Raw genomic sequence first — 21936 nt, 5'->3', positions numbered from 1 at the left:
GTAATCGACTAGGAGGCGTGGCCGAGTGGCCGAAGGCACTTCCCTGCTAAGGAAGCATACGGGCAAAACCTGTATCGTGGGTTCGAATCCCACCGCCTCCGCCAGTTTTTAGAAAAAGCCCTTGTTAATCAAGGGCTTTTTCGCATTTGTTAGAGTAGTTTATTAATTTCGAGGCCCCCAACGTCGAGCCTCAGTTCACACCCCTATTCGGATCCTCCGACTAGAGATAAAAATCGCAATATACTGTGTCTGGAACATGCCATCCGGCGCGCTATGTTTGCGGTGCGGCGCCCGCGTCCCCACCATTCAACTCAGGCGTCTGCAGGCCCAGCATCTGGAAAACATAGTTCAGGTGGCCGGCGATAAAGCCGTCGTCGAGCGGCGCGTGGCCGACCAGCAGGCGCATGTAGACCGGACCGTAAATCACGTCCATCAGGATTTCTATATTTGTGTCCGGGCTGATTTCTCCGCTCTGGCGCCATTCTTCGAGCACTTCGCGCACGATGGCGCGCCGCCCGTAGTGAAAGCGTTCGCGGAATTCGCGGGCGATCTGGCGGTCGAACTGCGCTTCGGCAATGATTTGCGCGACGATGCTGCCGGACCACCCGGAAAACTGGGTCACCAGCGCCTGGAAATGCCGCGCAATGGCGATGCGGGGCGGCATATCGCGCGGCATCGGCGTGCGCACGATGTGATTTTCAATAAACGCATCGATGACAATCGATGCCTTGGAATTCCACCATCGGTAAATGGTGGCCTTGCTGACGCCCGCTTCGCGCGCGATCGCTTCGATCGTGATGGCTTGTACCGTTTGCACTTGCAGCAGTTTGATGGTGGTGTTCAGGATGCCGCGGCGCGACGTTTCGCTGCGGGGGCGCCCGACGGATCCGGACGATCCTGCGGCGCGTTCTTTTTGCACTGCCATGGTGTCGACTTTCAGAAATAACACTATAAACAAGGCGCGATTTTAGCACTAATTAGATTTGAAACGTATCGTTTCATTTGCATTCGTGCCATGCCTTATGGGGGTTGCAATCCGTACGCTTGACAAAACGAAACGGAGCGTTTCTAATGAGGGCATTCCCAATTCAAGAGAATCCAAATGAACCCTATCCGTGTCATGTGGTTTGTCCCGGCGCCGCTGATCGTGCTGGCGCAGGCGGCGCAGCCCGGCAGTGTGGACGGCGTCATCAACAAGTCCTCCGATGAGCAGTACGACACGTTGGTGTCGGGGCACTGCGACGCCGTGGTCACGTCAATGGACAATGTGTTCGCGTGGAATCGCCGCAGGGGGCCGCGTGATTTCCGTATCGTGGCGCAAGTCGAGCGCATCACGCCGCTGTCGCTGGTCGGTTCTTCGGCCGGCCGCTTGTCCGACTTGCCTGGCGCCGGGATCCTGGTCGATGCGCCGCACAATGGCTTCGTGATCGCGCTGCGCGCCATGCTGGCCGACGCCGGGATCACGACACCGGCACATAGCCTGTTGGAAACCGGCGGCGTAAAGGAACGTTTCGACGCCTTGCTGGCCGGCGAGGGCGCGGCCACTTTACTGGGGCCGCCATTTGACAGCCTGGCGCTGCAAGCGGGCATGACGCTGCTGGCGCGCGTGCAAGAGCACTATCCTGCCTTCCCTGGCCAGGGCTTGGTCATGCGGCAGGAAACCATCGAACGGCGCCGGCCGCAATTGCAGGCATGGCTGGCAGCGCTGGAGCGCACCGCCGTTGCCGCTTCCGCCGGCTTGGGCGCGGAAGCGGCCAACCGTGGCGTGCTGGTGGAGGCCGGCTTTGCCCCGCTGGTGGCCGCCGCCATGCTGACGAACTTGCCCACGGCGCTGCGGCCACCCAAGGACGGCATTGAACTGCTGCGGCGCCACCGCCGGCAACTGGCGCTGGCGGGGGCGGAAGATGCCTATGAAAGGCTGGTCGATACGAGCTTGCTGAGTGATCTGGAAAATCAGGAGGAGATGCAATGAATGAGGCATATGGGCTGGGGACATTTTCCCGGGAGGGCGGCAAGAAATTCAGTGGCCTGATGGTGCACGACAAGGTGCTGCCGCTGGTGGCGCTGGCGCCTGTGGGGGCCGGCTTGGACCCGCACGCGGAGCAGGGCTTGACGGTGCTGCTGGGGAGTTCCGTGCTGGAATTGCTGGAGCACTGGGCAGACAGCCTGCCGGTCATCGATCGCCTGGCCACAGCCTCGCTGGCGCAGCCGGGCTTGGACTGGCTGCCGCTCGCGTCGTTGCGGGTCCACCCGCCGGTGGATTTGCCGCGCCAGATCTTTTGCACCGGCGCAAATTACCGCAAGCATGTGGTCGACATGACCATCGATTCCCATGTCGGGCCTGAAGGGCTCAGTGGCGCCGCGCTGCGGCGCTGGGCCGAAGACATGATGGACGAGCGGGCCGTCAAGGGCGAGCCCTATGTCTTCACCAAGCCGGTGTCGGCGGTGGCGGGCGCGTTCGATCCCCTGGTATTGCCGGCCAACACGGCCAAGCCGGACTGGGAACTGGAGCTCGGTGTGGTCATCGGCAAGGGTGGCTACCGTATCAGCCGCGAACAGGCGTTGTCGCACGTGGCCGGTTACGCCATCGTCAACGATATTTCCGCGCGTGATTTAATCCCGCGCACTGACTATAAAATGCTGGGCACCGACTGGTTCCGTTCCAAGGGTCAGGCGGGGTTCCTGCCATTCGGCCCCTGCCTGGTTCCGGCCCGTTTTGTCGCCAATCCGCAAGACTTGACACTGCGCTTGAGCGTATCGGGCCAGGTGATGCAGGACGAGACGACGGCGGACATGATTTTTGATATCGCTCGCCAGATCGAATACATCTCGTCGTATTGCCGCCTGTTGCCGGGCGACTTGATTTGTACCGGATCGCCGGCTGGCAATGGCACCCATTACAACCGCTTCTTGCAGCCGGGTGATGTGATGGAAGGCCATATCGATGGTCTGGGGACGCAGCGCGCGCGCTGCGTGGCCGGCGATGCGTGAGGCTGCCGCACTCCCGGCGCGGGAGGATAATCCGACGCGCGCTTTCATCGCCGATCTGATCGCATCGGCGCGGCGCGACGTGGCGCTCGACATCAATCCGGCCTTTGTCAGCGTGGGCTGCGTGCTGGAAGAGGGCGTGCCGGGCGCCGTCACCTTGCGTTTCAGGGCCGGGCCCGACACCGCGCAGGGGAATGGCGTGGTGGGCGGTGGCACGCTGGCCAATCTGCTCGATTGCGGCTTGGCGGTGGCGGCCCTGTCCGCGCTGGCGCCAGGACAGACGTGCAGCACCATCAACCTGACGGTCAGCATGCTGCGCGCGGCGACGGTCGGCCCACTGTGGGTGCGGGCCAAGGTGGATCAGGCCGGCCGGCGCATTGTGTTCGCCCAGGCGCAATTGTTCGATTCCGGACAGCGGCTTGTGGCCACCGCGACGTCGTCGCTGGCGATCGTCTAGGGCGGCGGACGGATTTGCCGCGCCGGCATTCCGTTAAATTAAATACGAAACGATTCGTATGTGTGCTTTGAACTGAACATTTAACCGCCCGCCGCCTGGCGGGCATCACAGGAGATGACAATGAAGTTAGGTCGTATAGCCGTATCGGGTCCCGATGGCGACGTGGCGCGCCTGGTGCTGGTGTTGCCGGAAGAGCGGCGCGTGATTGATTTGAAGGCGGCGTGGTCGGCGCGCCTGCAGCAGGCGGGAGCTACTCCTGAGGGCGCCCTGCGCGTGGCGGATGCAGTGTTCCCGGGCAGTATGTCGGCCGCCATTGCCAGCGGCGACCTGTTCCTGGACGCTGCGCGTGCGGTGGCGAAGGACGCGCCGGACGCCGCATCATGCGCGTCGATTAGTTTCGATGCCGTCACCTGGCTGGGTGCCACGGACCCGTCCGTGGTGCGTGATGGCCTGACCTTTGTCGACCACATCAAGGGTTTCCACAGCAAGATGAAGGCCACCCCGCAGCCCGGCCTGCTGAAGGTGCCGGGCTACTTCAAGGGTACGCCGCACACGGTAATCGGCCATGAAGCGGAAGTGCCATGGCCTGCGTTTATTGGCTACATGGATTACGAGCTGGAACTGGGTTACGTAATTGGCCGCCGTGGCCACAACGTGCATCCGGACAATGCCCGTGCTTACCTGTTCGGCGTGACGATATTCAATGACTTCAGTGCGCGCGACCGCCAGTCGATTGAAATGGGGATCGGCATGGGGCCCTCCAAATCCAAGGATTTTGCGTATGGGATCGGTCCATGGATCACCACCGTGGACGAATTTGCCGACCTCGACGCGATTGCAATGCAAGTGCGCGTCAATGGCGAAACCTGGGCCCGGGGCAGCAGCGCCAACAAGCTGTGGAGTATTGAAGAGTTGATCGCTTATGTGGCGCTGGCCGACTGGATACAGCCGGGTGACATCATCGGTTCCGGCACCATGGGCGGCGGTTCCGGTCTGGAACTGGACCGCCAGTTGTCGCCGGGCGACGTGCTGGAACTCGACGTGGCCGGTATCGGCGTGCTGCGCAACCGCATCGGGCAACCGCAAAAGAGCGTCTGGTGGCCGGAAGAACGCCAGCCGTTCATGTAAATGCCCACCGGCAATCATTTCCCATCAAACCCGCGATGCCAGTTCACGCGGGTTTTTTCTTGAAGCGAGACTCCATCATGCCTAATTCATTCCCCATCAATCATGCCACCTACCTCCAACGTGAACTGGTCACCGCCAGCATCTTCAATGCCATGCTGTGCACATTCTTTACCTATGTCTTGCTGCCCCATGGCGGTCCGATTCCCCTGTGGGGCGAACACGGCATCGCGGCCGACCTGGTGCCCACGGTATTGTTCCTGACCCTGATCGGCAGCACCGTGATTAGCCTGGTGGCGCGGCGGCGCCTGCAGGGCGGGCAGGTCGAGGCGATGCGGGATCAGGAATGCGGATGGATGGTGCGGCGCTTGCCGCGCCATCCGGCACCACGCATCGTGCTGCTGGCGCTGCTGATGACGGCATGGATTGTGCCGGTGTCGGTGGCAGGGTTCTGGTTGCTGGGCGTCAATGCCATGCAATTCGGACCGTACCTGCTGTTTAAGGCATGCTACGGTCCGCTGGCAGGCGCCTTGTCGGTCAAACTGGCGGTGCAGGCAGCGCTGCGGCAAGCCGGCGTTCATCCGAACTGAGCTTGAACAGGCTGACCGCCTGCGCCAGGCGGTCAGCTTCATCGCGCATGGCTTCGGAAGCCGTCGATGTTGCTTCCACCAGCGCGGCATTTTCCTTGGTCATGCCATCCATGCGCGACACCGCGCTGCCGATGCGGGCTATGCCGGCGGTCTGCTCCTGGCTGGCGCTGCTGATCGCTGTCATCATATTGGCCACTTGCCGCACACTGCGGACTATGTCGTCCATGGTGGCGCGGGCCTGGCCGACCAATTCCCCCCCTGCATGAACCTTGCGGGCCGACACGTCGATCAGCACCTTGATTTCCCGGGCCGCCGTGGCGCTGCGCTGCGCCAGGTTGCGTACTTCGCTGGCCACCACGGCAAAACCACGGCCCTGTTCACCGGCACGCGCCGCTTCCACCGCCGCGTTCAGCGCCAGGATATTGGTCTGGAACGCGATCCCGTCGATGACGCCGATGATGTCGGCGATCTTGTTGGCGGAGGTGTCGATTTCCGCCATCGTGGCCGTCACTTGCCCGATCACGGCGCCGCCCCGCGCCGCGATGGTGGAGGCGGTTTCGGCCAGGGTGCAGGCTTGTCGCGCGTTGTCGGCATTTTGCCGGACCGTGGCGGTAAGATCCCGCATCGATGACGCGGTCTCGTCCAGCAACCCGGCTTGCTGGGCCGTGCGGCCGGACAATTCCACGTTGCTGCTGGCCACTTGCGCCGACGCCGAGCGGATGGTGGCGGTGCCGGAGCGCACCGCACCGACAGTGCGGGCCAGGTTGCCATTCATCTTGCCAAGCGCCGCCAGCAGGCGCCCGGTTTCACTGTCGCCGCCGGCCGCCATGCCGCTGGTGAGGTCACCCGATGCGACCGTGTCCGCCACGCGCAGCGCCTGGGACATGGGTACCGTGATCGAGCGGGTAATCCACAGCGCGGCGGCAATGGACACCACCACGGCAAACGCGCCGAGGCCGATCAGCAAATTGCGGGTGAACTGGTATTTTTGCCGGCCATCGGCGGCCGCCTGAAGCGCCAGGCTTTTCTGGTACAGCAACTGGGTCTGGATGGCGCCCTTGTAGGCGTCCAGTACGGGCCGCAGTTGCCGGGTCAGCGTGGCCCGCGCCGCCGCCAGGTCGTCGCTCGCCAGCTGGCTGAAGATGCGCTGCTGTGCTTCCCACAAGCGGGTATCGATGGTGCGCGTCTGCCGCAACAATTCCTGGCCTTTGGCGTCAAACGCTTCCGGTGGCAGGGCGCGGTAAATCGCCGCCACGTCGTCGCGCTTGACCAGCACCAGCGTGCCAAGCGCCTTGCGGTCCGCCGTGTCGTCCGTGATCAGGGTATTGCTCAGTGCAAAAGCCGCGTCATTGACGTGCCAGACCACGCTGGATATGCCTTCGAGTTTTTGTATCGTGTCATTGGCGATGCTGGTGGCGGCATGGTTGATATGGGCCAGGATGGTGGTGGCGATGGCGACGACCAGCAACAGCAGGCCGCACACCAGAGCAAAGCCCAGCGACAAGCGGGTGCCGATATTCAGGTTGGAAATGCGCATGATGTGCTCCCGTGGGATTCAGGCGGCGCGTGAAGCGCCGGGGGCTGCCTGGACCGACGCGATGCGCGCCGGCTTGAGCAGGAAGTGCGCCAGCGCCGGCAGCAAGATCAGCGCGCCCAGCATATTCCACAAGAACATAAACGCCAGCAACAGCCCCATGTCGGCCTGAAATTTGATCGGGCTGGCGACCCAGGTGACGACGCCTATGGCCAATGTCACGCCGGTCAGCATCACCACCTTGCCGGTAAACAGCAGGGCGCGGTAATAGGCTGCCGACAGGCTCTTGCCGGCGCGCAGTTCGGCCAGTGTCACCGACAAGATATATAGCGCATAGTCGATGCCGATGCCCACACCCAGCGCGATCACCGGTAGCGTCGCGACCTTCACGCCCATGCCCAGCGCCACCATCAGCGCTTCGGCCAGCACCGACGTCAGCATCAGCGGCAACACCGCCACCACCACCGCGCGCCATGAGCGGAACGTGACGAACGACAGCACCACTACCGCGCCATACACCAGCACCAGCATCTTGCGCCACGCATCCTTGACAGCGATATTGGTGGCGGCCTCGATACCGGCGCTGCCGGCGGCCAGCAGGAAGGTGGCGTCCGGGCTATTGTTTTCTCTGGCGAAGGCATCCACATGGTCGACCACGCGCGCCAGCGTATCGGCCTTGTGGTCGCGCAGGTAGACATACAAGGTCAGCAGGCTGCAGCTATCGTTATACAGCCCGCGCGGCGCGCCGGCCGTCACCGTGTTGAGCATGTCCTGGTTGGGCGCCAGTTCATACCATTTGGGATTGCCTTCGGTCAGGCCGACCAGCATGCGGCGGTTCAGGCGCGCCAGCGAATTGGTGTCTTCCACGCCGTCGAGCTGGCGCAACTGCCACTCCAGCGCATCGATCTTGTTGAGCGTGTCGTAGCGCGAGCAGCCGCCTTCCGGAGTCTTGACCATGACCGCCAGCACGTCGCTGGACGCGCCATAGCCCGCGTTCATGAAGCCGACGTCGCGGTTGTAGCGGCTGTCGGCGCGCAATTCCGGGGCGCCGGGGTCGAGGTCGCCGATTTTCAGGTGGGTGCTGGCGGCAAACCCGGCCACGCCCATGGCCGTGGCCGCGATCACGGCGGCCGTGGCCCAGCGGCGGCGCGTGAACTGGTCGAGCAAGGCCCACACCGGGTGCTTCGTCTCACCGGCGCTTTCCGAGCGCAGGCTGCGCACGGCGGCCTTGGCGCTGACGCCGGTGTACGACAGTAAAATCGGCAGCAGGATCAGGTTAGTGAAAATCAGCACGGCCACGCCCAGCGAGGCGGCAATCGCCAGTTCGCGGATGACCTGGATGTCGATGACCAGCAGCACGGCAAAACCCACTGCGTCGGCCAACAGCGCCGTCAGGCCGGCCAGGAACAGGCGGCGAAAGGTATAGCGGGCCGCCACCAGCTTGTCCATGCCGCGCCCGACGTCTTGCATGATGCCATTCATTTTTTGCGCGCCGTGGCTCATGCCGATGGCAAACACCAGGAAGGGCACCAAGATCGAATACGGGTCGAGCGCGTAGCCGAGTGCCGGCAGCAGCCCGATTTGCCACACCACCGCCACCAGCGAGGCGGCCACCACCAGCAAGGTGGAGCGGATGCAGCGCGTGTACCAGTACACCGTGGCGGTGGCGATGGCAACCGCCAGCGCGAAGAATACCAATACCGCTTGCACGCCGTCGATCAGGTCGCCCACCAGCTTGGCAAAGCCCGTGATGTGGATGGTTAATCCCTGCCGCTGGTATTTGCCGCGCAGGGCTTCCAGTTGCGCGGAAAAATCGGCATAGTTCAATGTGTGGCCATCCGGCGTTTTCGCCAGCAAGGGCAGATAGATAATGGTCGAACGGGCGTCCAGCGCGACCAGTTGGCCGATTTCGCCCGAGCGCGCAATATTGGCGGCCAGCGCCCGCAAGCTGTCCGGCGATTCGTCGTAGCCGTCGGGGATCACGGGGCCGCCTTCCAGGCCTTCTTCGGTCACACCGACCCAGCGCGTCGACGGTGTCCAAAGGGATTTCATTTTCAGGCGGTCGACACCGGGCAACAGGAATAGTTCATCGGACAGGCTACGCAGTTGGCGCAGGTAGTTGGCGTCGTAGATATCGCCATTGGGATTTTCGACGGCGATGCGCACGGCATTGCCCAGGCCGGACAGTTCATGCTGGTGCTGCAGGTAATTCTGGATATACGGGTGGTGTGCCGGGATGGTCTTTTCAAAGCTGGCGTTCAAGTGCAGCCGGGTGGCTTGCCAGCCCAGCAGCACGGTGGCAATCACGCACAGCGCCACCACGATCAGGCGGTGGTTGAACAGCGCGCGCTCCAGCAGCGATCCGGAACGGGGATCGAAGGGGACGTCCGGATGCACGTCGATAGGTGGGACGGGTTTCATGGTTGGCCTCCATTCTGGGCGGGAGAGGGAACGGCCCCGAGTCCCTGGATGCTGAGGGCCAGGCTGGCGCCATCGTTTTTAGGAAAAATGCCGGTCAGCGGCGGCAGCGGGGCCGGGTTGACGGGCGCCAGCACGCCGTTGCGCTCGACCAGCACCATGCCGGCCTGGGTCGCCAGCATCAGCGCGCCATCGGAGCGCAGGGCGGAAGCCGTGATGGTGGCGGCGCCCGGCGCCGCGCTGTGGCGCCAGGTGGCGCCCGCGTCCGATGAGCGCAGCAGGTTGCCGCGCAGGCCGGCCAGCACGATGCCGTCCGCGCCAGTCAGTTCGGCCGTAAAGAAGCTGCCGTTATAGGGCGTCTTGAGGGCCGTGAAGTGCTGGCCGCCGTCGCGCGACAGGCGTACCAGACCCTGTTCACCGCACACCAGGAGGGTGTCACCGTGGCGGCGGATCGCATACAAGTGCAGGCCACGGGGATTGCCCAGACGCTGCGACCACGAATGCCAGCTTTTGCCGCCATCCGTGGTGGCATAGGCGATGCCGTAAGCGCCAATCACGATCACCCGCCACGGGTCGAGTACCAGCAAGTCGAGCAGCGGCTTGTCCGGGCCGTCGCTCAGCAGGCGCTGCGCGTCGCGCAGGGCCGCCGCATTACCGCTGGCCTGGGCCGCATCGAGCGCAATGTGTGCGGCCTGGCTGCCGTCCAGCACGCGCACCCAGGTTTCGCCACCGTCTTCCGTGGCCAGCACCGCGCCGCCATGGCCGGCCGCGTAGCCGCGCCGGCCATCAGCGAAGCGCACGGCGGTCAGGGTCACGCTGACAGGCACGGGTACCTGGCGCCAGGTGGCGGCGTTGTCGTCCGACAGCAACACGATGCCGCGCTCGCCCACTGCCACCAGGCGCTGGCCGGCCCGCGCAATGCCGAGCAATACCGACTGGGCCGCCCGCTGCGTGGGGATCGCGGGCCGAGAGAGCGCCGGGCCGGTGGGGGCCGCCAGCGCGGCGCCCTCGCCCAAGACGCCGATACAGGCGGCCAGCACTACTAGGGCGCGCCGCCGGGCAGGATGAGTGAACATGGTTTGTCTCCTCTAATATGGAATCGATACGATGCGTATTATATTATCGGCGAAGATGGCGGGCGTCAATCATGCAATGCGCGTTGGCGCGGCGGCGGTGGAAGCTGGGGGATGGCAGGCCCGGGCCCGGGCCTGCAAGAGGAGCGTGGTGTCAGGCTAGCGGGCCTTGGTCTTGGGCGCGGCTGGCGCTGGCGGTGCCAGCAGGCGGAAGATGTTGTCGCAGTAGGAATCGGAAAATTCCTGGTCCAATGGCGCGGTACGCAACAGCAGGCGGAAGTAAATCGGCGCGAACATCAGTTCCAGCAAAAATTCAGCGCTAAAGTCGTCGCGCAGTTCGCCGTGGCGGCATGCTTCGCTGACCAGTCCCAGGGTTAGCGCACGCCGGTCATTCCAGAAACGCTCGCGGAATTCGCGCAAGATGTCCGGATCGCTCTGGCCTTCGCCGATGATTTGCGTGACGATTCGGCCTTCCCAGTCATTGTATTCCTTGATCAGCAATTGCATGATCTGCACCAGCGCGTCGGCCGCCTTCATATCCCTGGGCGCGGCCACGCGGCTGACGTGGTTCATCAGGAAGGCTTCAATCACGACAGCGGCCTTGGATGGCCACCAGCGGTAAATCGTGGTCTTGCCGACACCGGCTTCGCGCGCAATCGCTTCGATCGATAATTGTTGCAGCGATTGCGCTTCCAGCAGTTTCAGCGTGGCGGTCAAAATCGCCGTGCGCGAGTCTTCACTGCGTGCACGGCCGGGGGAACGTTGTGCGGATGGTTTCACGGGGCCTCGATATCAAATGAAATTCCCCGCAATTCTACAAGCTGCGCTCCGGACTGGCGAACAGCACGCTGACATGGCGGCCGTCGTCCACGCGCAGCGGGATGGCTTGCAGCTTCAGTCCCTGGCAGGGGCCTTGTATGCACAAGCCGTCGTCGAGCGTAAAACGGGCGCCATGGCCGTGGCAGACCACGTGTTCAGCCTTGCTGTCGAGGTAGCCATTTTTGCGCCACGGCAGTGTCACTTCCGGCCAGTGCGGGCAGGAATTGCGGTAAGCGCGCAACAGACTGCCACGGCGCACGATAAACAGGTCATCCGTGCCACGGCCGCTTAAATCAAAGCCGCGCGCACCAGGCTGGGGCAGCTCATCCAGCCGGCACAGCCGGATCCAGGAGGCGTCGGCCATGGCGCTTTCCTCCATTACACCGCGCCGCCGGGGGGCGGACCGCCCGGCGCCCACGTGTCGCGCCAGTGGAACAGGAAGATTTGCGAGCGGTCCGCCTGCGCATGTTCGACCCGTGGCGTCCAGCTGTCGTCGTGCAAATCCATATCGGCGTCGTATTCGATATGGGCACCGAACGGCGAGTTGAAATACCAGAACCAGTTCGAGCCGAAGCGGTGGCGGCCCGGGCCCCAGAACGATTCATAGCCCTTGCGTACCAGGTTTTGGCCGGCCAGCAGCACTTCGGTTGGTCCGCCCATGTGGAACGTGAAATGTTCGCAGCCGTGCAAATGCGGCGGGGTCTGGATCAGGAACATGGTGTGGTGCTCGATGCAGCCGGCCGGGCGCAGGAACGGCCCCATGCCTTCGAAACGGTCGACCAGCCGGAAGCCCAGGCGCTCGATATAAAACGCTTCGGTCTTTTTATAATCCGGCACGAAATACACGACGTGCGACAGCGAGCGCGGTTTCGGCACGGCGGCTGGCAAATTCCAGTCGATGCCGCTGACATTGAAACCGCGCTGCGGCACGCCCGGCGCATTGGCGCATTCGCCCGGCAAGTCCAGCTTGCGGCGCACGGTGATCTGGAAGCCCAGCACGAATTGCATGTCATCGACCGCTTCAATCGAGCCGTCGGCAAGGCGTTTGACTTCGCGGTCCTTGCCCAGTTCGGCGGCAATCGCGTCCAGCGTGGCCTGGTCGGCCACGCCATAGACGGTCTTGCGCAACTGGTTGGTGGTTGGCAGCGGCCAGGCGGGCAGGGATGGATCGTTGCTCTGGCGGATGATGATGCCGGTGCCGTCCAGCGCGGTGAACAGGCCATTGCCTTGGTCGTGCAAGCCGTAGTCGGTCAGGAACTGGCTGCCTGCCGCCAGATCGTCGATGGCGAAGACCAGATAATCGGGTCCGATAATATTCATGGTAACTCCTTAAAGGTGGGGATTACAGTGGTTCGCCGGGCACCAGGTCCAGCAGTACAAACGCCATGCGGCACGGCTGGTTGGAACGGTTCGACCAGCTGTGGTTGGTGGCACGCTGGACCAGGATGTCACCCGGCCGCATCACGGTTTCATCTACGTCCATCATGGCGACGATCTCGCCCTCCAGTACGATGGCGTAATCCAGCGAAGCGGTCTTGTGGAACCAGAAATGGCGCGGCTGGTTGGGGTCGCGAACGCCGGACGCGTCGAGGAATTTCATCAATTCCTGCTGGTCATAAAACGCGTCCGGCGGGAAGTCGACCACGCGCAGCAGCGAGCCGCCCGCTGAGTGGAACGGGAACGCGTGGCCGGCCGGCGCCGGTTCGCCGCCTGCCGCGCGCGCCTCTCCGGTAGCCCACAGCACGTGCGCGACGGGACGGCCCGGTTCGTACACCACGTTGGGTGCGGCGCTGTCGGACTGGATGTATGAGCGGTGCTCGGCATTGGTGCCGGTGACGATGCGCCGGACCGGGCGTAACGCCAGCTGACGCAAGCCGGGTTGGTTTTCTTCTGTTTGCATGTTGAGACTCATGTTCCAGGTGGAGGGATCAGCGGACGCTTTCGCCCGCCATGTTTTCCGGCGCGAAGAACGATTGCGGGTAAGGCGCCGGGTTGATCTTGTATTGCGATTTTTGTTCGGCGCCGACTTCCATCGCGATATAGCCGCCGGCCAGCAAGTCGTAGGCGCCGAAGCCGGAAGCGATCACGCCCGGCACGTCGGGCGCGGCCACTGGCGTGGTATAGACCATGCGCCACAGCTTGTCGTTGGCGTCGTAGCGGTCGGCCAGCACGCCCAGCCAGGAATCTTCATCCACGTAATACACCGACTTCTTCGATGTGTGGCGCTGACCCGGTTTCAAGGCCGCTTCCACCACCCAAACGCGGTGCAATTCCCAGCGCAGATGGTCCGGGTTGATGTGCTGGGTGCCGAGCACGTCGCTATCCTTGCTGGCCGTTAGCATGCGGTTGGCGTTATACGGAATGTACATTTCCTTCTTGCCGGCCAGCTTCCAGTCGAAACGGTCCAGGCGGCCCGTGAAGATTTCAATTTCGTCGAACGACAGCACGCCGGCGGCGGCGGGTGTCGGCGTGTCGCAGCAGGCATTCGGCAACTTGCGCACGCGGCGCTGGCCGACCAGGTAGACCCAGGTATTGGTATTGCTGGCGTCGATCACTTCATGGCCGACGATGGCTTCGCCGGCGCGGATGGCCGGGCCCAGCGTTTCGATACGTCCCATCCAGTAGGGTTCGCCCGGCTTGTCGGCGGCCCTGTCCTTGAAGTAGTAAGGTGCGTTGGTGTGCTGTACCACGTCGGACAACAGCACCTTCTTGCCGTCGGCGGTCACTTGCCAGTTATGCCCGGCCTGTACCCACGATTCGCCGCGCCAGCGCAGTTTGTGGTTGAGCATGACTTCCACGCCGGTCTTGGGAATGGGGAAGGGAACCCCGCCATACGCGCCTTTTGGAATCTGGCCGCCATCGGAATTGACCAGCGTGGCGCGGGTGGCGTTCTGGAACGTGTTGTCGTACACGTATTGCGGAGCGGCGGCGGGCCGACGGGTCGGATAGACGTCGAGCCGGAAGCTGTCCGGATATTTTTGCAGCAGCGCCTTGACGCCGTCGGTCAGCTTGTCGGCATACTGGCCCATGTTTTTCGCGGTGATTTGCAATGTCGGCTTGTCGGCGGCATAAGGATCGGGACGGCGTCCGCCATTTTTAAAACCTTGTGTTGGCGTGGTCAGGCCGCCGGTCCAGGCGGGAATGGTGCCTTCCTTGTTACCGGCCTTTTCGGCGCCCATCGGGGTCAAATCGTTTTTCAGGCGGGCCGCTTCCGTGGCAGGGACACCGGCGTGGCTTGGCGCCAGTACGGCAATGGTGGATAGCAGGGCGGCGGTGCGGATGCAGGTCTGGAATTTCATGATGGTTCCTTTTACTTTGACGGGTCAGAACGTGCGGCTGATCGACAGCGCGATGAAGTCACGGTCTTTCATGAACTGGCGGTAAGTGAACATCGGCATGGCGCCGGTCATCATGGCGCCGGCCGGACCATAGAAATGCGTGTAGCTGATGCTTGGCCTCCACACGTCGAGATAGCTGCCCTTCAAGCCGATGCTGAAGTCGCCGCCGTTTTCCGCTGGCAGGGCGGGCCCCAGCGCTTGCGAGCGCGAACCGGCCGGACTCCAGCCGATACCGATTGGTACGCTGAGGTCCAGGCCCGGCAAGACCTGGCGGTAAGTCGGTTCCAGCACCGCGCGCAAGGACCAGGCGTCGCGCGTCGAGTTGGGATCGAGCGCCTGGCGGTTTTTTTGCACTGACAGGACCCGGTTCCACATGATTTCGGCCGTCAGCGACGCTTCCCGCGCCAGCGGCGATGATGGCAAGGTCCACAGCGTGCTGATATTGACGTGGCCGGTGCGGCCGACGCCGTACGCGGGGCGGTCGCTATTGTTGGCGGGCGGCGCGCCGAACAGGGCGCTCAAGTCCGAGGCGCCGGTCGACGCCAGGTCCTGGTTGCGGCGCAGCGACGCTTCAATGGCCAGTTGGATGTCGCCAAAGGTGTGCGACGCGCTGGCTCCGAACGCGGTGGTGCCCTCGTGGTACGCCAGGTGGTAGCTGCCCGGCATGCCGGGCGGGATGATGCTGGTGACCAGTTGCTGCGTCTTGCCGTGGAAGCGCACGGAATACAGCCCGAAGTCGGTTTCCAGTGCCGAGAAGCGCAATTGCAGGCCACCCTGGCCACTGTTTTTCGCTTCCTGGTCCGGGCCGCGCAGCAGCGGATGGGGCAGGCCGATCAATAGCCCTTCGCCGCCGGCCGGCTGGAAGTCCAGGCCCGAGAAATAGCTGCCGGCGGCGGGCAGGCGACTGGCTTTCCAGCGGAACTGGTAAAACGCGCCCAGCGACACGGTTGGATTGATTTGCCATTGCGCAGACACCTGCGGCACCGCCATGATCGCTTCCTTGAACTGGGTGCTGGGCACCGACGCCAGCTTGATCACGTCGACCGGCGCCATCGCGCCGGCAATCGCGTTCGCGCCAAAGAACAGGCTCTCGCCCCACAGCACCGAGTGCTGGCCGGCGCGCACATTCAAACGGGTGCCGCCCAGGTCGAAGCGGCCAAAGACAAACGCGTCGCGCAATTCGGCATCGCGGCCGTGCAAGGTGCGGGTGGTCGGGTTGAAATGGTCGTAGGGGCCGGAAAAGCGGTTGGTGGTGGGGGGCAAGCTGTTGTCGTTGCGGCCGTTGTAGACACTGTCGTACCAGGCGGCAGCGCTGACGCGCAAGCCATATTGGCGGGCATAGACCACGTCCAGTTCGCTGAGCCAGTCGATGCGGCTGGAAATCACGCCACGGTTGAAATTGCGGTTGCCGTCATCCGTGTTGGCGGAAAAAATGTCGCCCGACAGCAGCGCGGGATCTTGCTTGTGCACGCGGGCGGCGCTGCTGTACTTCAGGGTGTTATCCCAGCGTACGGCCAGGTCGCCATTGCCAGTGTCGATATCGGCCGCATGGGCGCCCCCCATGGCGCCAATCGCCGCTGCCATGGCCAGCAGGCGCAGGCCGCGCGCGGGTTGGTGGTGGTGGTTCACGGTTGTCTCCTTTGTTATGGACTGCTTCATTTCAGTGGGTTACATCGCTTCGCCGAGGAACTTGTAGGTATCGAGTAGCAGTCCGGCGGTCTTTTGCGCGTTGCCGACCGGGTCTTCCTGCTCCCATTGGCAAATCTGGTAAGACGCTTCCCATACCCGCTTGACGCGCGGCACGCGCCGCTGGCTGTAGGCTTCCAGCGCCTGCGCCGCCGTGCCGGGCGCCGCCAGGCATTGCCCCAGCACCACCGCATCTTCGATCGCCATGCCGCCGCCCGACGTCAATTGCGGCGTCGGCGCGTGGGCGGCGTCGCCCAGCAACACCACGCGGCCCTTGTGCCACCACGGGCCGGGCATCAGGCGCACGTCGAATGGGCGGAACAGCACGTGTTTCGGGCCGGACAACTGGTCCAGCGAATGGCGGATCAGCGGTGCGCTGAATTCCGCCAGCCGTTGCTTCAACAGGATGTCGAGTTGGTCTTCCGCCATGTGCAGAGGCTGTTTGCTGCTTTCCAGCACGAACAGGTAACAGCCTTCCTTCGAGGTCGGGATGGCGCCGACGGCGGCGCCCTTGTGACGGAACAGCCAGAAGCCGTCGTGTTCGGGCAGGCGCGGCGCGGAAAAGCGCCAGCAACTCTGGCCGGCAAAGGTAGCGTCATATTCGGCGCCAAAGACTTGCCTGCGGATGGTGGAATAGACGCCATCGGCCGCCACCACGATGTCATATTCGCCGCTGGCGCCATTGCTGAAGCCGACTTTGACGCGGTCGCCCAGGTCGTCCAGGGTGGTGACGGTGACGCCGTGTTCGATGGTGGCGCCGGCTTCGATGGCCGATTGTTCCAGCACGTGCGCCAGGTCGGGACGTTTGATGCCAATGCCGGGCGGCGTCGGGTTTTCGCTGAGTTGCCTGCCGGCGGCGTTGAACTGGCGGAAGTGATCGAGTTGCTGGCCATATTGCAGGCAAGGTTCGGCCAGGCCGACCTGGCCCAAGGCGCGCATGGTGTTATGCAGCAGGCAAATGCCGGTGCCGGCCACCGAGCTTTTGGGTGCGATTTCCACGCATTGGGTTTTGATCCCGGCGCGCGCCAGGGTGTAGGCGGCGGTGGCGCCGCCGATGCCGGCGCCGACCACCAGCGCGCTTTTTACGTCTGACATGATGTGTATCTCCTGTTATTTGTGTTAGAAGCCAACCTCATTCCTGCCTTTCAGCTGCAGCAATTCCCGCACTTCATCGGGACGGGCAATGTCCATCCCCAGTTCGGTCAAAATGCCGCGGATCTTGCCGACTTGTTCCGCATTCGATTGCGCCAGTTCGCCGCGGCCGATATACAGGCTGTCTTCCAGGCCGACGCGCACGTTGCCGCCCAGGAGCGCCGACATGGTGGCCAGCGGCATTTGATTTTTTCCAGCGGCCAGCACCGACCATTGGTAGTCGTTGCCGAACAGGCGGTCGGCGGTGCGTTTTTGGTGCAGCACGTCTTCCGCATGGGCGCCTTGCGCGCCGCGCAGCCCGAACACGCTTTGGATGAATAGCGGCGGTTTCACCAGGCCCCGTTCCAGGAAATAGGCCAGCGTGTACAAATGGCTGGTGTCGTAGCACTCGAACTCGAAACGGGTGCCGCCGGCGCGGCCGATCTGTTCCAGGATCCATTCGATATCTTCATAGGTATTGCGGAAAATCATGCCGCGCGTGGAGTCCAGGAACGGCTGTTCCCAGTCGTGCTGCCAGTCGCGCTTCTTTTGCCCCATTTCCGACAGCACCAGGTTGATCGACCCCATGTTGAGCGAGCACATTTCTGGCCGCAGCACGCGGCCAGCCTCGGCGCGTTCGGCGATCGGCATTCCGGGGCCGCCGCCGCCGGTGGAGATATTGATGACTGCATCGGTGGCGTCCTTGATGGTGCCGATGAATTGGCGGAACACGTCCGGACTGCCGGTGGGCTTGCCGTTGACGGGATCGCGGGCGTGCAAGTGGACGATGGCGGCGCCAGCGTCAACGGCGGCAATCGATTGGCGCGCAATCTCGTCCGGCGTCACCGGCAAGTACTGCGACATCGACGGGGTGTGCGCGCCGCCGGTAATGGCGCAGGTGATGATGACTTTCTTCATCGCTGTCTCCTTTTTAAAACGAGTCGAGACGTATCGTTTCATAAAAGGATGACAGAGTCAACGGATTTTGCGTGGTTGTTTTTGCTAGCGCTGGCCGAACAGGCGTGTACGTACCGACCGCAAGTGTTCGCGCATGGCTTGTTCGGCCCGGTCGGGATTGTGCGCGCGGATGGCGGCTACCAGTTGCGCGTGTTCGCCGTCGGTGTCCGGACGTGAACCCGTCATGGCGGCATACACGGTTTCGATGCGGCTATCGAGGTTGGCGCGCATTTGCGTGCGCATGGTGTCGTACAGCAGCAGCAACAAGCCGTTGTGCGCGGCTTCCGCGATGGCGCGGTGCAGGCGTTCATCGAGGCGCTTCCAGTGCAGGAAGGGACCGGCGGCGGCCATCTCGGCCAGACACAGTTCCAGCGCGGCGATGTCGGCCGGGGTGGCGTGGATGGCGGCCTGGGCCGCCAGTTGGGGTTCCAGCACCAGGCGCGCGCCGAGCAAGTCATCGACACTGACGGCGGCGGACAGGCTGGCGTCGTTCGCGTCGACCTGGCGCGGCCCGATGAAGGTGCCTTTGCCGACATGGCGCCAGATCAGTCCTTCGTGTTCCAGCCGTTTCAGTACCGTGCGCAGCCGTCCGCGCGACATGCCCAGTGCTTCGCACAACTTGGGCTCGGGCGGCAGGCGCGGGTCGAGGTCGGCATCGCGCTGTGCGATGTACTGCCGCAGCCGGGCGATATCATCATCGATCAAATTCATAGATATCCTTCAATTTAAAAATTAATACGTATCAATTTAAAAGATGATACATAATGCGCGAGCAATTGATTCAAACTTTTTTACTGACCAAAGGAGCAACAAATGACGCATTCTACCCGCTGGGCGTTCGAGCCAGCGCATACCCACATCGCATTTTCAGTGCGCCACCTGGGGCTCACCAGCACGCCGGGCGTCTTCAAGCGGTTCGCGGCGCAATTGCACTTTGACGGCCAGGCGATCGAAGCGGGCGGCGTGACGTTTGAAGTGGAGGTGGCGTCAATCGATACCGCGCTGGTGGTGCGCGACGAACACTTGCGGGGCCCCGACTGGTTTCATGTGGAGGCGCATCCCAAGGCGGTGTTTGCATCGCGCGCGGTGCGGCGGGTGGCCGATGCGCGCTATGTGATCGAAGGGGACTTGACCCTGCGCGGCATTACCTTGCCGCTGGATTTACAGGCGGAATTGACTGGGCGCGCGACCAATCCGTGGACCCAGGCGCCGGTGTTGGGGTTTGTCGCGGACGCCGTCATCAGCCGCGGCGCCTATGGCATGGGCGCGTTTCCCGGCGCGCTGTCGGATGCGGTGCGGCTGCGCATCGAAGCGGAGCTGACGCATCATGCCGAATAAAATCAAAAATGCAATCAATAATTCTATTGACATGCATTAATTCGTAACTTAATCTGTTTCAAATTCCACGAGCGAGGAACACCATGAGTACCATACCACCCCCTGTTTTCATTAATAATGATACGGCACGTGCCGTATTTAGTTGGAAAGACGCCATCCGCGCGCTGCAAGCCGCGTATGCGCAACCGATTCCGGCCCAGTCCACGCCGCCGCGCAGCGTGGCCGCCGTCGGTAAGACGTGGCTGCGCACCTTGTCGGCGGTGCCGGTGGGCGGCCGCTATTACGGCGCCAAAGTCATGGGCGCGGCCATGGGCAGCGCCCAGTCCGGCGTCGAATACGTGATTGTTCTGTTCGACCGCGAAACCAGCCGCATCGCCGGCTTTGTCGACGGCGCTCTGGTGACGGGTTTCCGTACGGCCGCGACGTCGGCCGCCGCGCTGGACCGGCTGGCGCCCAAAGGGCCGGCGCGCCTGGCCGTATTGGGCAGCGGCCTGGAAGCGTCGATGCACGTGCGCGCCGTCGCCAGCGTGAGGGAATTGACGGAAGTGGTGGTGTTCAGCCCGACCCCGGCCAAGCGGGATGCGTTTGCCGACGCCGTGACGCGCGAGCTCGGCGTGCCGGCGCGCGGCGTGGCCAGCGGCCAGGAAGCGGTGCAGGGCGCCAGCCTGGTGTTGTGCTGCGCGCGTTCGCGTGACGAATCGCCGATCTTGTTTGGCCACTGGCTGCAACCTGGCGCCACCGTGGTGTCGATCGGTTCCACCGTGCCGACCCAGCGCGAGATCGACGCCTCGGTAGTGGCGCGCAGCGACATCATAGTCTGCGACATGCTGGAAGAAGTACTGGAAGAAACCGGCGACATGCTGGCCGCGCAAGCGGCGGGCATCGCCTTCCACGACAAGGCATACGGCATGGCCGACCTGATGGGCGGCAAGCTGGAAGCACAGTTGCACAGCGCGCAAACGCGCATGTTCAAGTCGGTGGGCGGTGGCCTGCAAGACATCGTGGTGGCTGAACTGATCTTAACCCGCGCACTGGAACAAGGATTGGCGATAGCGCTGCCGATCACCTTTGAACACAAATCCATTTAAACAGGAGAACCCACATCATGGCAAATTACACCAGGCAGGAAGCCCGCGACTGGGCGCGTGAAGCGCTGGTCGGCGTTGCCAACGTCACCATCCCAACCATGACCAATGACTTCAAGGGCATTAACGAAAAGGCCATCCGGCACGACGTGCGGCTGTCGATCGAACATGGCTTCATCGGCTCGCTGGCGGTGTCGGAAGTACCGCTGTCGCAGCAGGAGCACGACTTGTTCCAGCAAATCATGGTGGACGAAGCCAAGGGTAAATTATTGGTGGTGCACCACGCCATCTTCAATACGCTGGAAGACAATATCGAAGCGGTGAAGCGCGCCGAAGCCAATGGCGCCGACCTGGTGCTGCTGGGCTATCCTCCGCACTTTTACCCGAAAACGCTGGACGACGTGTATGACTACACCAAGGCGATTTGCGACGCGACGAACCTCGGCGTGATTGTGTTCCCAGTGCCGACCTGGGGCTTTGGCCGCCTGCATCCGGCCGATATCCCCGTGCCGCTGTTGCGCAAGCTGGTCGACAATTGCCCGAACGTGGTGGCGATCAAGCTTGAAGGCGGTATGCCGTACTTTATGTCGGCAATCGAAGTGCACCGTCATTTCCATAAGGAAGTGGTGATGGCGTCGCCACTGGAATACGAATACATCCCGCTGGCGCAACTGATGGACATTCCGTTTTGTGGCACCAATTACAGCGCCTTCTTCGGCCCATGGATTCCGCGCGCGCACAAGATGATCCGCGAAGGCAAGTTCGACGAAGCCACCGAGCTGTATTACCAACTTGAACCGATGCGCCGCGCCGTGGCCACGCTGGGCTTTGGCGGCCACGGTTTGTCGAACCGCCTGCTGTGGAAGTACCAGAGCTGGCTGCAGGGCTATAACGGCGGCCCGATCCGCCACCCGACCGCGCGCGTGCATGGCAAGGACATGGCGCTGTTGCGCAGCGCCACACAGGCGGCCGGCCTGAACCCGACCGCATCGCAGGATGAAGAATTCTTCATCGGCCGCAACCCTGTTTAAGGTGAACCCCATGAATGACGTGACCAAGTTACCATTGAACGATCCGGACCTGCTGCGCCAGGCCATGCTGATCGATGGGCAATGGGTGCCGGCCGACAATGGCTTGACCATCGATGTGATCAACCCTGCTACCGGCGACCTGGTGGCGCGCGTGCCGAATGGTGGCGCGGCTGAAACCCGGCGCGCCATCGACGCGGCGCAGCGCGCCATGCGCGGCTGGCGCAGGACCTTGCCGAAGGTGCGGGCGCAGGTATTGCGCAAGCTGTACGACTTGATGCTGGAGAACATTGATGACCTGGCCGTCATCATGACGGCGGAACAGGGCAAGCCGCTGGTCGAGTCGCGCGGTGAAATCCTGTACGCGGC

At 63.2% G+C, this 21936-nt stretch carries 22 protein-coding genes and 1 tRNA gene; 10 read left to right on the top strand and 13 right to left on the bottom strand.

Features of this window, described 5'->3' with window-relative positions:
- Positions 1-11: 11 nt before the first annotated feature.
- Positions 12-104, top strand: a tRNA-Ser gene (locus AC1RRC_RS27635).
- A 167-nt stretch (positions 105-271) separates the two neighbouring features.
- Here the strand turns inward: AC1RRC_RS27635 and AC1RRC_RS27630 are convergent.
- Positions 272-925 (bottom strand): TetR/AcrR family transcriptional regulator, encoded by a 654-nt coding sequence (locus tag AC1RRC_RS27630; RefSeq protein ID WP_493058826.1) that lies wholly within the window; start codon positions 923-925, stop codon positions 272-274.
- A gap of 177 nt (positions 926-1102) precedes the next feature.
- On the opposite strand from AC1RRC_RS27630, the gene AC1RRC_RS27625 reads away from it, so the two are divergent.
- From AC1RRC_RS27625 to AC1RRC_RS27605, 5 genes are all read left to right on the top strand, one after another.
- The gene (locus AC1RRC_RS27625) at positions 1103-1972 is read left to right on the top strand and encodes an ABC transporter substrate-binding protein (RefSeq protein ID WP_493058825.1); all 870 of its coding nucleotides are present in this window, start codon (positions 1103-1105) and stop codon (positions 1970-1972) included.
- Positions 1969-2991, top strand: a complete 1023-nt coding sequence (locus tag AC1RRC_RS27620) for a fumarylacetoacetate hydrolase family protein (protein WP_493058824.1) — start codon at positions 1969-1971, stop codon at positions 2989-2991. The genes AC1RRC_RS27625 and AC1RRC_RS27620 overlap by 4 nt, the downstream gene beginning before the upstream one ends.
- Positions 2984-3445 carry a PaaI family thioesterase gene (locus AC1RRC_RS27615; protein WP_493058823.1) on the top strand — a complete coding sequence of 154 codons (462 nt, stop codon included), beginning with the start codon at positions 2984-2986 and terminating at the stop codon, positions 3443-3445. Before AC1RRC_RS27620 ends, AC1RRC_RS27615 begins: the two co-directional genes overlap by 8 nt.
- A 120-nt stretch (positions 3446-3565) precedes the next feature.
- Positions 3566-4573: a fumarylacetoacetate hydrolase family protein gene (locus AC1RRC_RS27610; RefSeq protein WP_493058822.1), complete on the top strand. Its 1008-nt coding sequence runs from the start codon at positions 3566-3568 to the stop codon at positions 4571-4573.
- Positions 4574-4650: 77 nt separating this feature from the next.
- Positions 4651-5160: a hypothetical protein gene (locus tag AC1RRC_RS27605; protein WP_493058821.1), complete on the top strand. Its 510-nt coding sequence runs from the start codon at positions 4651-4653 to the stop codon at positions 5158-5160.
- On the opposite strand, the gene AC1RRC_RS27600 is transcribed toward AC1RRC_RS27605, so the two are convergent.
- From AC1RRC_RS27600 to AC1RRC_RS27545, 12 genes are all read right to left on the bottom strand, one after another.
- Positions 5108-6697 carry a methyl-accepting chemotaxis protein gene (locus AC1RRC_RS27600; protein ID WP_493058820.1) on the bottom strand — a complete coding sequence of 530 codons (1590 nt, stop codon included), beginning with the start codon at positions 6695-6697 and terminating at the stop codon, positions 5108-5110. The genes AC1RRC_RS27605 and AC1RRC_RS27600 overlap by 53 nt on opposite strands.
- Positions 6698-6715: 18 nt before the next feature.
- Complete coding sequence (locus tag AC1RRC_RS27595; protein ID WP_493058819.1) at positions 6716-9115, bottom strand: efflux RND transporter permease subunit; 2400 nt, start codon at positions 9113-9115, stop codon at positions 6716-6718.
- Positions 9112-10188 carry a WD40/YVTN/BNR-like repeat-containing protein gene (locus AC1RRC_RS27590; protein ID WP_493058818.1) on the bottom strand — a complete coding sequence of 359 codons (1077 nt, stop codon included), beginning with the start codon at positions 10186-10188 and terminating at the stop codon, positions 9112-9114. The genes AC1RRC_RS27595 and AC1RRC_RS27590 overlap by 4 nt, the downstream gene beginning before the upstream one ends.
- A 156-nt stretch (positions 10189-10344) precedes the next feature.
- The gene (locus AC1RRC_RS27585) at positions 10345-10965 is read right to left on the bottom strand and encodes a TetR/AcrR family transcriptional regulator (protein WP_493058817.1); all 621 of its coding nucleotides are present in this window, start codon (positions 10963-10965) and stop codon (positions 10345-10347) included.
- Positions 10966-10999: 34 nt separating this feature from the next.
- Positions 11000-11368 carry a Rieske (2Fe-2S) protein gene (locus AC1RRC_RS27580; protein WP_493058816.1) on the bottom strand — a complete coding sequence of 123 codons (369 nt, stop codon included), beginning with the start codon at positions 11366-11368 and terminating at the stop codon, positions 11000-11002.
- A 14-nt stretch (positions 11369-11382) separates the two neighbouring features.
- On the bottom strand, positions 11383-12324 hold the full coding sequence (locus tag AC1RRC_RS27575; protein WP_493058815.1) for a VOC family protein: 942 nt from the start codon (positions 12322-12324) through the stop codon (positions 11383-11385).
- Between the two features lie 22 nt (positions 12325-12346).
- Complete coding sequence (locus AC1RRC_RS27570; RefSeq protein WP_493058814.1) at positions 12347-12904, bottom strand: cupin domain-containing protein; 558 nt, start codon at positions 12902-12904, stop codon at positions 12347-12349.
- A gap of 28 nt (positions 12905-12932) precedes the next feature.
- Positions 12933-14303, bottom strand: coding sequence for a DUF1329 domain-containing protein (locus AC1RRC_RS27565; RefSeq protein WP_493058813.1), 1371 nt, complete (start codon positions 14301-14303; stop codon positions 12933-12935).
- Between the two features lie 24 nt (positions 14304-14327).
- Positions 14328-15971: a DUF1302 domain-containing protein gene (locus AC1RRC_RS27560; protein WP_493058812.1), complete on the bottom strand. Its 1644-nt coding sequence runs from the start codon at positions 15969-15971 to the stop codon at positions 14328-14330.
- Positions 15972-16010: 39 nt separating this feature from the next.
- Positions 16011-17123 (bottom strand): FAD-dependent oxidoreductase, encoded by a 1113-nt coding sequence (locus AC1RRC_RS27555; protein ID WP_493058811.1) that lies wholly within the window; start codon positions 17121-17123, stop codon positions 16011-16013.
- Between the two features lie 24 nt (positions 17124-17147).
- Positions 17148-18077, bottom strand: a complete 930-nt coding sequence (kce, locus tag AC1RRC_RS27550) for a 3,5-dioxohexanoate:acetyl-CoA acetone transferase (protein WP_493058810.1) — start codon at positions 18075-18077, stop codon at positions 17148-17150.
- Between the two features lie 84 nt (positions 18078-18161).
- Positions 18162-18827 (bottom strand): FadR/GntR family transcriptional regulator, encoded by a 666-nt coding sequence (locus tag AC1RRC_RS27545; protein ID WP_493058809.1) that lies wholly within the window; start codon positions 18825-18827, stop codon positions 18162-18164.
- 102 nt (positions 18828-18929) lie between these two features.
- Here AC1RRC_RS27545 and AC1RRC_RS27540 point away from each other — a divergent pair, with 102 nt between their 5' ends.
- The 4 genes from AC1RRC_RS27540 to AC1RRC_RS27525 form a co-directional block, all read left to right on the top strand.
- Positions 18930-19454: a YceI family protein gene (locus AC1RRC_RS27540; RefSeq protein ID WP_493058808.1), complete on the top strand. Its 525-nt coding sequence runs from the start codon at positions 18930-18932 to the stop codon at positions 19452-19454.
- An 83-nt stretch (positions 19455-19537) separates the two neighbouring features.
- Positions 19538-20542 carry an ornithine cyclodeaminase family protein gene (locus tag AC1RRC_RS27535; RefSeq protein WP_493058807.1) on the top strand — a complete coding sequence of 335 codons (1005 nt, stop codon included), beginning with the start codon at positions 19538-19540 and terminating at the stop codon, positions 20540-20542.
- Positions 20543-20559: 17 nt separating this feature from the next.
- Complete coding sequence (locus tag AC1RRC_RS27530; protein ID WP_493058806.1) at positions 20560-21570, top strand: dihydrodipicolinate synthase family protein; 1011 nt, start codon at positions 20560-20562, stop codon at positions 21568-21570.
- 10 nt (positions 21571-21580) lie between these two features.
- Positions 21581-21936 (top strand): aldehyde dehydrogenase family protein (locus AC1RRC_RS27525; RefSeq protein ID WP_493058805.1); only part of this gene is annotated, 356 nt, incomplete at its 3' end.

The organism is Pseudoduganella sp. GW821-FHT12E03, assembly GCF_058807115.1.
The sequence above is the reverse complement of the archived record's forward strand: the minus strand, read 5'-3'. Positions and strand labels throughout refer to the sequence as shown.

Excerpts from the sequence above, each read along its gene's own strand:
- AC1RRC_RS27540 (WP_493058808.1), top strand. The coding sequence starts at position 18,930 with ATGACGCATTCTACCCGCTGGGCGTTCGAGCCAGCGCATACCCACATC.
- AC1RRC_RS27625 (WP_493058825.1), top strand. The coding sequence starts at position 1,103 with ATGAACCCTATCCGTGTCATGTGGTTTGTCCCGGCGCCGCTGATCGTG.
- AC1RRC_RS27545 (WP_493058809.1), bottom strand. The coding sequence starts at position 18,827 with ATGAATTTGATCGATGATGATATCGCCCGGCTGCGGCAGTACATCGCA.
- AC1RRC_RS27605 (WP_493058821.1), top strand. The coding sequence starts at position 4,651 with ATGCCTAATTCATTCCCCATCAATCATGCCACCTACCTCCAACGTGAA.
- AC1RRC_RS27595 (WP_493058819.1), bottom strand. The coding sequence starts at position 9,115 with ATGAAACCCGTCCCACCTATCGACGTGCATCCGGACGTCCCCTTCGAT.
- AC1RRC_RS27600 (WP_493058820.1), bottom strand. The coding sequence starts at position 6,697 with ATGCGCATTTCCAACCTGAATATCGGCACCCGCTTGTCGCTGGGCTTT.
- AC1RRC_RS27575 (WP_493058815.1), bottom strand. The coding sequence starts at position 12,324 with ATGAATATTATCGGACCCGATTATCTGGTCTTCGCCATCGACGATCTG.
- AC1RRC_RS27610 (WP_493058822.1), top strand. The coding sequence starts at position 3,566 with ATGAAGTTAGGTCGTATAGCCGTATCGGGTCCCGATGGCGACGTGGCG.
- AC1RRC_RS27565 (WP_493058813.1), bottom strand. The coding sequence starts at position 14,303 with ATGAAATTCCAGACCTGCATCCGCACCGCCGCCCTGCTATCCACCATT.
- AC1RRC_RS27530 (WP_493058806.1), top strand. The coding sequence starts at position 20,560 with ATGGCAAATTACACCAGGCAGGAAGCCCGCGACTGGGCGCGTGAAGCG.
- AC1RRC_RS27580 (WP_493058816.1), bottom strand. The coding sequence starts at position 11,368 with ATGGCCGACGCCTCCTGGATCCGGCTGTGCCGGCTGGATGAGCTGCCC.
- kce (WP_493058810.1), bottom strand. The coding sequence starts at position 18,077 with ATGAAGAAAGTCATCATCACCTGCGCCATTACCGGCGGCGCGCACACC.
- AC1RRC_RS27535 (WP_493058807.1), top strand. The coding sequence starts at position 19,538 with ATGAGTACCATACCACCCCCTGTTTTCATTAATAATGATACGGCACGT.
- AC1RRC_RS27590 (WP_493058818.1), bottom strand. The coding sequence starts at position 10,188 with ATGTTCACTCATCCTGCCCGGCGGCGCGCCCTAGTAGTGCTGGCCGCC.
- AC1RRC_RS27555 (WP_493058811.1), bottom strand. The coding sequence starts at position 17,123 with ATGTCAGACGTAAAAAGCGCGCTGGTGGTCGGCGCCGGCATCGGCGGC.
- AC1RRC_RS27630 (WP_493058826.1), bottom strand. The coding sequence starts at position 925 with ATGGCAGTGCAAAAAGAACGCGCCGCAGGATCGTCCGGATCCGTCGGG.
- AC1RRC_RS27620 (WP_493058824.1), top strand. The coding sequence starts at position 1,969 with ATGAATGAGGCATATGGGCTGGGGACATTTTCCCGGGAGGGCGGCAAG.
- AC1RRC_RS27615 (WP_493058823.1), top strand. The coding sequence starts at position 2,984 with ATGCGTGAGGCTGCCGCACTCCCGGCGCGGGAGGATAATCCGACGCGC.
- AC1RRC_RS27570 (WP_493058814.1), bottom strand. The coding sequence starts at position 12,904 with ATGCAAACAGAAGAAAACCAACCCGGCTTGCGTCAGCTGGCGTTACGC.